Source organism: uncultured Maricaulis sp. (assembly GCF_963976135.1).
Classification (GTDB): domain Bacteria; phylum Pseudomonadota; class Alphaproteobacteria; order Caulobacterales; family Maricaulaceae; genus Maricaulis.
The window spans coordinates 26469-33841 of record NZ_CAXBKN010000025.1; the positions used below are offsets into that span (position 1 = coordinate 26469).

The following is a 7373-nucleotide window of genomic DNA, read 5'->3' on the forward strand; positions in this document are numbered from 1 at the left end:
CCCGCCCGACCAGCCCAGGCAGCCCCTGGCGCGTACGACATGCGGGCGATCGCAATCCATCAGGCATTGCATTGCCACGAGTTCCCATTAACCTTTTCCGGAGCCGCCAAGCTTGACGATTTCGGGGGAATGATCATGCCGTCCAACACGCTCCAACGCGCCTGTGCGCTCGGCCTTGCACTTCTGGTGGGGGGCTGCGCAACCACGGTCCCGGTCTCGGTTGTCGCACCGGCCCGCTATCCCGACGCCTCGTTGCTGCGCGTCGTTTACGTCGATGACCTGCGGGGCCGCGGCGGCAATACCGTGCGCGACGCGCTGGAGACCGCGCTGGGCCGTCATATGCTGGACGGACAGAATTTCTTCACCGTGGTGCGCGATCAAAGGCGCGCCGATGGCTTGTATGGCGGCCGCATGATCAATGACCGCCGTCAGGAAGAATATTACCAGACCACGCAGTCGGTCTGCGTCCGCTCCGGCGATGATCGCTGCGCCTCACGGGTCAACCGCCAGGTCACCTGCACGCGCTATTATGTCGACCTGGCAGCCCAGGTGGATCTGATCGATGCCCGCACCGGCCGCATCGTCTATTCGCGTGATCATCGCAATCGCGCCCAGGACAGCTGGTGTCCCGGTCAGGTTGCCTCGCGCACCTATGGCCAGCTGGAATTCCAGGCCGCCCAGGGTATCGCCAGCGCTGTCCTGCTGGATGTTGCTCCGCACAACCGGCAGTTCACCGCATCATTCTTCACCAATCCGGACACTGTCAGCGAAGCCAGCCGCCCCGCCTTCGAATACGCCACCGATCTGGCCCAGAATGACTCTGTCTATGAAGCCTGCCAGGAATGGGGCGCGCTTGAAGCGCTGGAGCCCGATAGCGCCGGCCTGCTTCTGAATCTGGGCATTTGTTCGGAACTGGTGAGCGATACCAGCGCGGCGGAAAATTATTATTACCGGGTGATCGAGCTCGACCCTTCGCTGAACAACCGGGCCCAGCAGGGCATCCGCCGGGCGCGGATCGCAGCAGCCGGTGTCGACCAGCTCGCCGATATCGCCGATGCCGAACGCGAGGCGTGGGACTGACCGCGCCCGGCAGGCCCGCGGCTGAGAGGATAAAGCGGCCATCAACCCGCCGGCCACGCCACAACGCGAAACGGCCGCCCGGGAGGGCGGCCGTCTTCGTATCCAGGACCATTTTCGCGCTCGAAAACCTCGAGACAGGAAAATGGCGCGAGTGACGGGACTCGAACCCGCGACCTCCGGCGTGACAGGCCGGCGCTCTAACCAACTGAGCTACACCCGCTTGGTGTTCCCGCCTCAGCGAGAGGCGTTTGTCTAAGGTTTCACTGCCGCCCGGTCAAGCGACTTTGGGCAGGGGTGAACAGCCTGAAAGCAGCGGCCCCCTCAGACGCCCGCGAAATGCTGTCCGGCCCAGCGGCGCGTCACAGCCAGACAGGTGTTTATCAGCGTTTCCAGATCGCTATCGCAGATCACGAAGGGCGGCATGAGATAAATGATATTGTTGAAGGGGCGCACCCAGATCCCGGCTTCGACAAAATCAGCCTTCAGCGATTCGACCGCTGGCAGGCCGGACATCTCGATCACACCGATCGCCCCCTGCCAGCGCACATCGACCACGCCGGGGATATCGCGGGCGGACGGCAGAAGACGGGCGAAGGCGCTCTCAATGGCGGCGACCTGGTGCAGGCGCGGCTCACGCTCGAACAGGTCGAGCGAAGCATTGGCGGCAGCGCAGGCAGCCGGATTACCCATATAGGTCGGTCCATGCATCAGCGCCGCCGAGGCCTCATCGCTCCAGAAAGCGTTGAAGATGCGCTTTGAGGCGATGGCAGCGGCCAAAGGCAGGGTGCCGCCGGTCAGCGCTTTCGAGACTGTCATGATATCGGGCGCCACCCCGGCCTTCCCGGCCGCGAACATGGTGCCGAGGCGGCCGAAGCCGGTCATGATCTCGTCGAAGATCAGGGGCAGGCCGCGGGCATCACAGAGCTCACGCATGGCCTGCAGGGTTTCAGGCGCGTGAAATTTCATCCCCCCTGCCCCCTGCACCAGCGGTTCGGTCATCATACCGGCAATCTCGCCGGCATGCGCGTCGAGCAGCGCCTCGAGTCGGGCACGCGAATCGGCGTCGACAGGAAGGTCGGCGATGATCTGGCGCGGCAGCGAATCGCCGAACAGGGAATGCATGCCTTCATCGGGATCGCAGACCGACATGGTGGCGATGGTGTCGCCATGATAGCCGCCGCGAAAGGCGACAAAGCGCGTGCGACCGGCAATGCCCTGATTCATCCAATACTGGATCGCCATTTTCATCGCGATCTCGACCGAGACCGAACCGGACTCGCAGAAGAAGACATGATTGAGATCGCCCGGTGCCAGCGCCGCCAGCCGGGCAGCGAGGCGTTCAGCAGGCTCATGGGTGAGCCCGCCCAGCATGATATGCGGCACGCGATCAAGCTGAGCCTTCACCGCTTCGATGATGTGGGGATGGCGATAGCCATGGCAAACCGTCCACCAGGAGGAGATGCCGTCCATCAGCTCGCGGCCGTCGGCAAGGCGAAGGCGAACCCCCTCCGCCGAAACGACCGGCAAGGCGGCCGGGGTGGTCTTCATCTGGGTATAGGGACGCCAGAGATGCTGGCGGGCGGGATCGAGGGGTGATGTTTTCATGTCGGGGCTTTAGCAGGCCTGATTTCTGTGCGACAGGGCAGAGATGAGATCGACCAAAGCCAGCCCCGAGCCAACACCCGACGCCCGGCCCGCGTCCGCAACGCTCGACGCCTATGCCAGCGGCAAGCTGGCGAGCCTGGAGCGCAGCCAGCTGCGCCGCCATATTGTCGAGACCGACGGTCTCGATGCGGTAAGGGTCGAGCAGGACGGGCAGACCCTGCTCAATTTCTGCTCCAATGACTATCTCGGCCTCAGCCGGCATCCCGAAGTCATTGCCGCAGCCCAGGACGCGGCGGCCCGCCATGGCACCGGTTCGGGAGCATCGCGCCTGGTGACCGGTGGGCATCCGCTTCTGTTCGAACTGGAAGCGCGTCTGGCGCGGCTCAAGGGTGCCGAGGATTGCATCCTGTTCGGCTCGGGATATCTGGCCAATCTGGCGATTGCCCCCGCCCTGCTCGGTTCCGGCGATCTGATCCTGGTCGACGAGTTGGCGCATGCCTGCCTGTTTGCCGGCGCACAGCTTTCGCGCGCCCGGGTCGAGACATTCCGCCATAATGATCTTGCCGATCTCGAAGCCAAACTCACTGATTTCCGCCCGGACGCCCGCCGCGCGATGATCCTGACGGATGGCGTTTTCTCGATGGATGGCGATCTGGCGCCCCTGCCCGGCCTGCAGGCCCTGGCTGACCGCCATAATGCCTGGCTGCTGGTCGATGATGCCCATGGTGTCGGGGTTGTCGCTGGCGGACTTGGTTCGGCCCACGCTTTCGATCCACCCGTCCGGGCCCCGCTGCAGATGGGGACCTTGTCGAAAGCGCTGGGTAGTTATGGCGGCTATCTGTGCGCCTCCCATGCCGTGTGCGAGCTTTTGCGCACCCGCGCCCGGCCGCTCGTCTTCACCACCGCGCCGGCTCCGGCCAGTGTCGCCGCCGCGCTCAAGGCGCTCGACCTGATTGAAAGCGAGATGGCGCTGTGCGAACGACCGACCGGGCTGGCGCGCCGTTTCTGCGCTGCGGCCGGCCTGCCCGAACCGGTCTCGCCGATCGTGCCCGTGATTCTGGGCAGCGCCGGCGCGGCGCTGGAGGCATCGGCCCGTCTGCGCGCCGAAGGCTTCCTTGTCACCGCAATCCGGCCGCCGACCGTGCCGCGCGGCACAGCGCGTTTGCGTATCACATTCTCCGCGGCCCATGACGAGGCTGATATCGACCGGCTCGCCGCGCTGGTTGCCGCCCTGGTGCCTCAGCTCGAGGCGGCAGAATGATGCGGCGCCCCTTCTTCTTCACCGGCACCGGCACCGATATCGGCAAGACACATGTCCTGTGCGCCCTGCTGAATGCTCGCCGCGCGGCCGGTCACCAGACCCGCGTCCTCAAACCAGTCGCCTCCGGCTTCGACCCGGACGCCCTGTCGGCCACCGACACGATTCGCCTGTTGCGCGCCAATGGCCAGGCGCTCAATGCCCAGGCCGTGCAGGCGATGACGCCCTGGCGCTTCAAGGCCGCAATCTCGCCGGACATGGCAGCGCGGCTGGAACAGCGCGATCTCAGACTGGCGCCGCTGGTCAATTGGTGTCTCGACCATCTCGACCCGGCCGGTCCAACCCTGATCGAGGGCGCTGGCGGCGTGATGTCGCCGATCGCCGAAGACGGACTCAATCTCGACCTGATCCGCGAACTGGATGCGCGCCCCGTCCTGGTCACCGGCAATTATCTGGGCACGATTTCGCATACCTTGACGGCGCTGCGGGCGCTCGACGGGCGCTGCACGGTGATCATCAACGCGATGGCGCCCGGCCCGGTCAGCGCTGCGCAGACTGCAGACACGATCATGCGCCACGCCCCAAGGGCCGGGGTGGTGGTGTTTGACCCCGCCAGTCCCGATGCCCTGCTCGACATCTTGGACCAGGCTTGATCAGGTCAGCAGGCCTGAATCACCCCCGCCCGTCACCGCGCCGCTAATAATCACCGCGCGGCTGGTCAACCAGCCCGCCAAAGAAAATCGCATTGAGGAACATTTTCTCCGTTCCCAGGAATGTGGCCCGGAAATTGGGGTTATCAGCAAACATCACCACCGTGCCACGTCCCAGCCGTTGGGCAATCACCGCCGGCGTTCCGGCGATTTCGTCACGGCGGCGCTGTGAGGCATAGCCCGACAGCAAAGGTTCGGCGCCGTATTCCACCACGACCGCAAACGGATCACCGTCAGGCCGTTCCAGCACGATCTCGGTATTGCGGTGCACGGCGACGAAACGATCCGAATAACCAAAACCGATCGGGTGACTGAAATCGAGATCACCGGCAAAGATCGCGCCGCCAATCACATGCTCGGCATCATCCACCGGCATGGCGGCATAATCACGACGCGCCGCACCAGCCGTATCGCTCTCGTCCGCGTCCTCTGCGGCTTCTGCATCACTGTCGAAGAAGCTTTCCTGGGCCATCTGCGCGCCCTGGCGCGAGGCGATCAACACGCCGCCATCGACGCGGATCCAGTCGCGAATACGCTCCAGATCGCCGCCGGAAAAGCCGGTATTGCCACCACCGACAATGACCAGATGCGTATAGCGCGACCAGTCGAGACCGGAGATTTCGCTCTTGCGGCGCAGGGTGACCGGGATCTGCATGCGGTGGTCGAGCTGATGCCAGACTTCGCCGGCGTCATAGAGCGAGATACCATCATCGAACAGCAGCAGGATTTCCGGACGCTCGATCGGACGGAAGCCGTTGCGGTCGCCCAGATCCGGCGTGTCGCCCGGCGTTGAACCGGTCGTCGCCGAATAGACCGGCACGCCATCCTCCGCAGCGATCCGGCCGGCGAGATCATGGATGTCGGTCGCGCTGACATCCTGCCCGACCAGCGGGATAAAGGCTGTGCCGGGGCCGAATTCGATCAGGCCCTCACTGGTCATGATCGCCGCCGTCTCGGTCGCGATGCGGACGCGGATACCGGCATCGAGCAGGCGATAGAGTGCCCGCGGCGCGTAATAATCCGACCAGCGCAGGACATAGCCATAGCTGGAGACGGGCGGTGCGCTGAATGTGATATCGGCGGGATGGGCCACTTCACCGAGTGATTGCGCCGAGAGATTGCCAGTCAGGGCCGAGTATTCCAGGTCATAGGCCAGCGGCAGGGTCCAGCCGGAGACATCATAGAAGACATTCTCCTCGAAACTGGTGACCCGGTCGAACAGGGCCCGGATCATCACATATTGCGGCTGCTGCATCGGCACGATGTAGGCCTGACCAGCGCGATAGGTGCGGCCATCGGCGCGCAGGTCACGGGCCAGCGCGTGAACGGTGACATCATGCCGGTCGAGCAGGTCGAGGAAGAGGTTGAGCCGTGCCGGATCACCCTCGGCAGAGAAGACATAGCCACGGGTGCGGTCGCGTCCGGCGCTGGCGGCGGCATCGGCGAAGAATTGACGCTGATAGGCGGCAATCTCGCTGCGCTGGGCCAGGGCCCCGGAAATCGTCGTCAGTCCGGTGCGGAACTGAGTCCGGACATTGTCGGCGTGACTGACCAGGCCATGATTGCTTTCGATCAGACCGCCACGGGCCGAACCGATCTCGAACAGGATACCGAGCGATCCATTGACCTGGGGATAGGTCGATCCCTTGCCGACATAGAAATTGTCAAAGCCTTCCTCGGTCGTGTAGAGGCGCGCCTCCTGATCGAGAAAACCGATATGATGCCGGGCAATATTCTGGGTCAGCGTGCGGGCACGGTCCGGAATCAGCGGATTGAGCCGGCGCGGTTCGCCAGGGTGGAAATAGAAGGTCGCATCCGTCCCCATCTCGTGGAAATCAGCCGAGACCTGGGGCTTCCAGCGATGCCACTGGGTCAGCCAGGCGCGCGATTCCGGCTGGGTCTGCAACAGCCATTGGCGATTGAGGTCGAACCAATAGTGATTGGTGCGGGCGCTCGGCCAATTGTGCTGGGCATGCGCCGGATCGGTCACGGCAATGTCGGAACCAAACATTTCGACCAGACTGGCGCGCCGGCTATGGCCGTCGGGATTGAAGACGGCGGTGATCAGCACAACGCTGTCGCGCAGGGTCTGCTCGATCTCGGGGCCTTCAGCGGCCGCGAGATGGTAGAGCATCGGAATCGCCGCATCCATGCCGGACGGTTCGGCGCCATGGACGCCGTAATTCAGCCAGATGATCGCCGGTCCGTTACCGGCCGCCGCAGCCGGGTCGAGCTGGGCCAGATGTTCGGCGCGGATCTCGTCGATCCGGGCCTGGTTTTCCGGCGAGGTGACGACGAAGAACAGGATCGGACGGTGCTCATGGGTATAGCCTATGGTCTCCACCGTGATGCGATCCGAGCCTTGCGCGATCTCGGTCAGATAGCTGACCATCTGCTCATGACGCACCGGCCGCTCACCAACCCCGAACCCCAAACGGTCTTCCGGCGCCGGAACCCCGGAATCATACCGCGTCTCGGCAAGCTGGAAGAAGCCGATCGGCTCGGCCAGCCCGGGCGAGGACAGGCCGAGCACAAGCAGTGCGGCGATGGATCTGAATACGGACATGAGTGGCTCCCCAAAAGCGATCTGTGTCGCTGGCAGGCTAGCGCCTGGCGCCGGAGAGGCAAGCGATGAAGTGAGGTGACGGGCCGGCTTCGCGAATGCTGGCGGGCTTGTGATTGATGTCGGGGAAATGTGGGCTTGCGCTTGATGTCGAGCG

General features: G+C 64.2%; 5 protein-coding genes and 1 tRNA gene. 3 read left to right on the plus strand and 3 right to left on the minus strand.

Annotation, left to right across the window (positions count from 1 at the left end):
- The first annotated feature begins 135 nt into the window (after window positions 1-135).
- A complete protein-coding gene (locus tag AAC023_RS05290; protein ID WP_339738880.1) occupies window positions 136-1080 on the plus strand; it encodes a hypothetical protein in 945 nt (314 codons plus the stop codon).
- Between the two features lie 143 nt (window positions 1081-1223).
- On the opposite strand, the gene AAC023_RS05295 is transcribed toward AAC023_RS05290, so the two are convergent.
- Window positions 1224-1300, minus strand: a tRNA-Asp gene (locus AAC023_RS05295).
- Window positions 1301-1401: 101 nt separating this feature from the next.
- The gene (locus tag AAC023_RS05300; protein ID WP_339738882.1) at window positions 1402-2685 is read right to left on the minus strand and encodes an adenosylmethionine--8-amino-7-oxononanoate transaminase; all 1284 of its coding nucleotides are present in this window, start codon (window positions 2683-2685) and stop codon (window positions 1402-1404) included.
- A 43-nt stretch (window positions 2686-2728) separates the two neighbouring features.
- Here AAC023_RS05300 and bioF point away from each other — a divergent pair, with 43 nt between their 5' ends.
- Window positions 2729-3946, plus strand: coding sequence for an 8-amino-7-oxononanoate synthase (gene bioF, locus AAC023_RS05305; protein ID WP_339738884.1), 1218 nt, complete (start codon window positions 2729-2731; stop codon window positions 3944-3946).
- Window positions 3943-4596 carry a dethiobiotin synthase gene (gene bioD, locus AAC023_RS05310; RefSeq protein ID WP_339738886.1) on the plus strand — a complete coding sequence of 218 codons (654 nt, stop codon included), beginning with the start codon at window positions 3943-3945 and terminating at the stop codon, window positions 4594-4596. The genes bioF and bioD overlap by 4 nt, the downstream gene beginning before the upstream one ends.
- Window positions 4597-4639: 43 nt before the next feature.
- On the opposite strand, the gene AAC023_RS05315 is transcribed toward bioD, so the two are convergent.
- Window positions 4640-7219 (minus strand): M14 family zinc carboxypeptidase, encoded by a 2580-nt coding sequence (locus AAC023_RS05315; RefSeq protein WP_339738888.1) that lies wholly within the window; start codon window positions 7217-7219, stop codon window positions 4640-4642.
- Window positions 7220-7373: the final 154 nt, after the last annotated feature.

What these genes read in the sequence shown, in the direction of transcription:
- bioD (WP_339738886.1), top strand. Translation starts at nt 3,943, where the DNA reads ATGATGCGGCGCCCCTTCTTCTTCACCGGCACCGGCACCGATATCGGC.
- AAC023_RS05315 (WP_339738888.1), bottom strand. Translation starts at nt 7,219, where the DNA reads ATGTCCGTATTCAGATCCATCGCCGCACTGCTTGTGCTCGGCCTGTCC.
- bioF (WP_339738884.1), top strand. Translation starts at nt 2,729, where the DNA reads ATGAGATCGACCAAAGCCAGCCCCGAGCCAACACCCGACGCCCGGCCC.
- AAC023_RS05300 (WP_339738882.1), bottom strand. Translation starts at nt 2,685, where the DNA reads ATGAAAACATCACCCCTCGATCCCGCCCGCCAGCATCTCTGGCGTCCC.
- AAC023_RS05290 (WP_339738880.1), top strand. Translation starts at nt 136, where the DNA reads ATGCCGTCCAACACGCTCCAACGCGCCTGTGCGCTCGGCCTTGCACTT.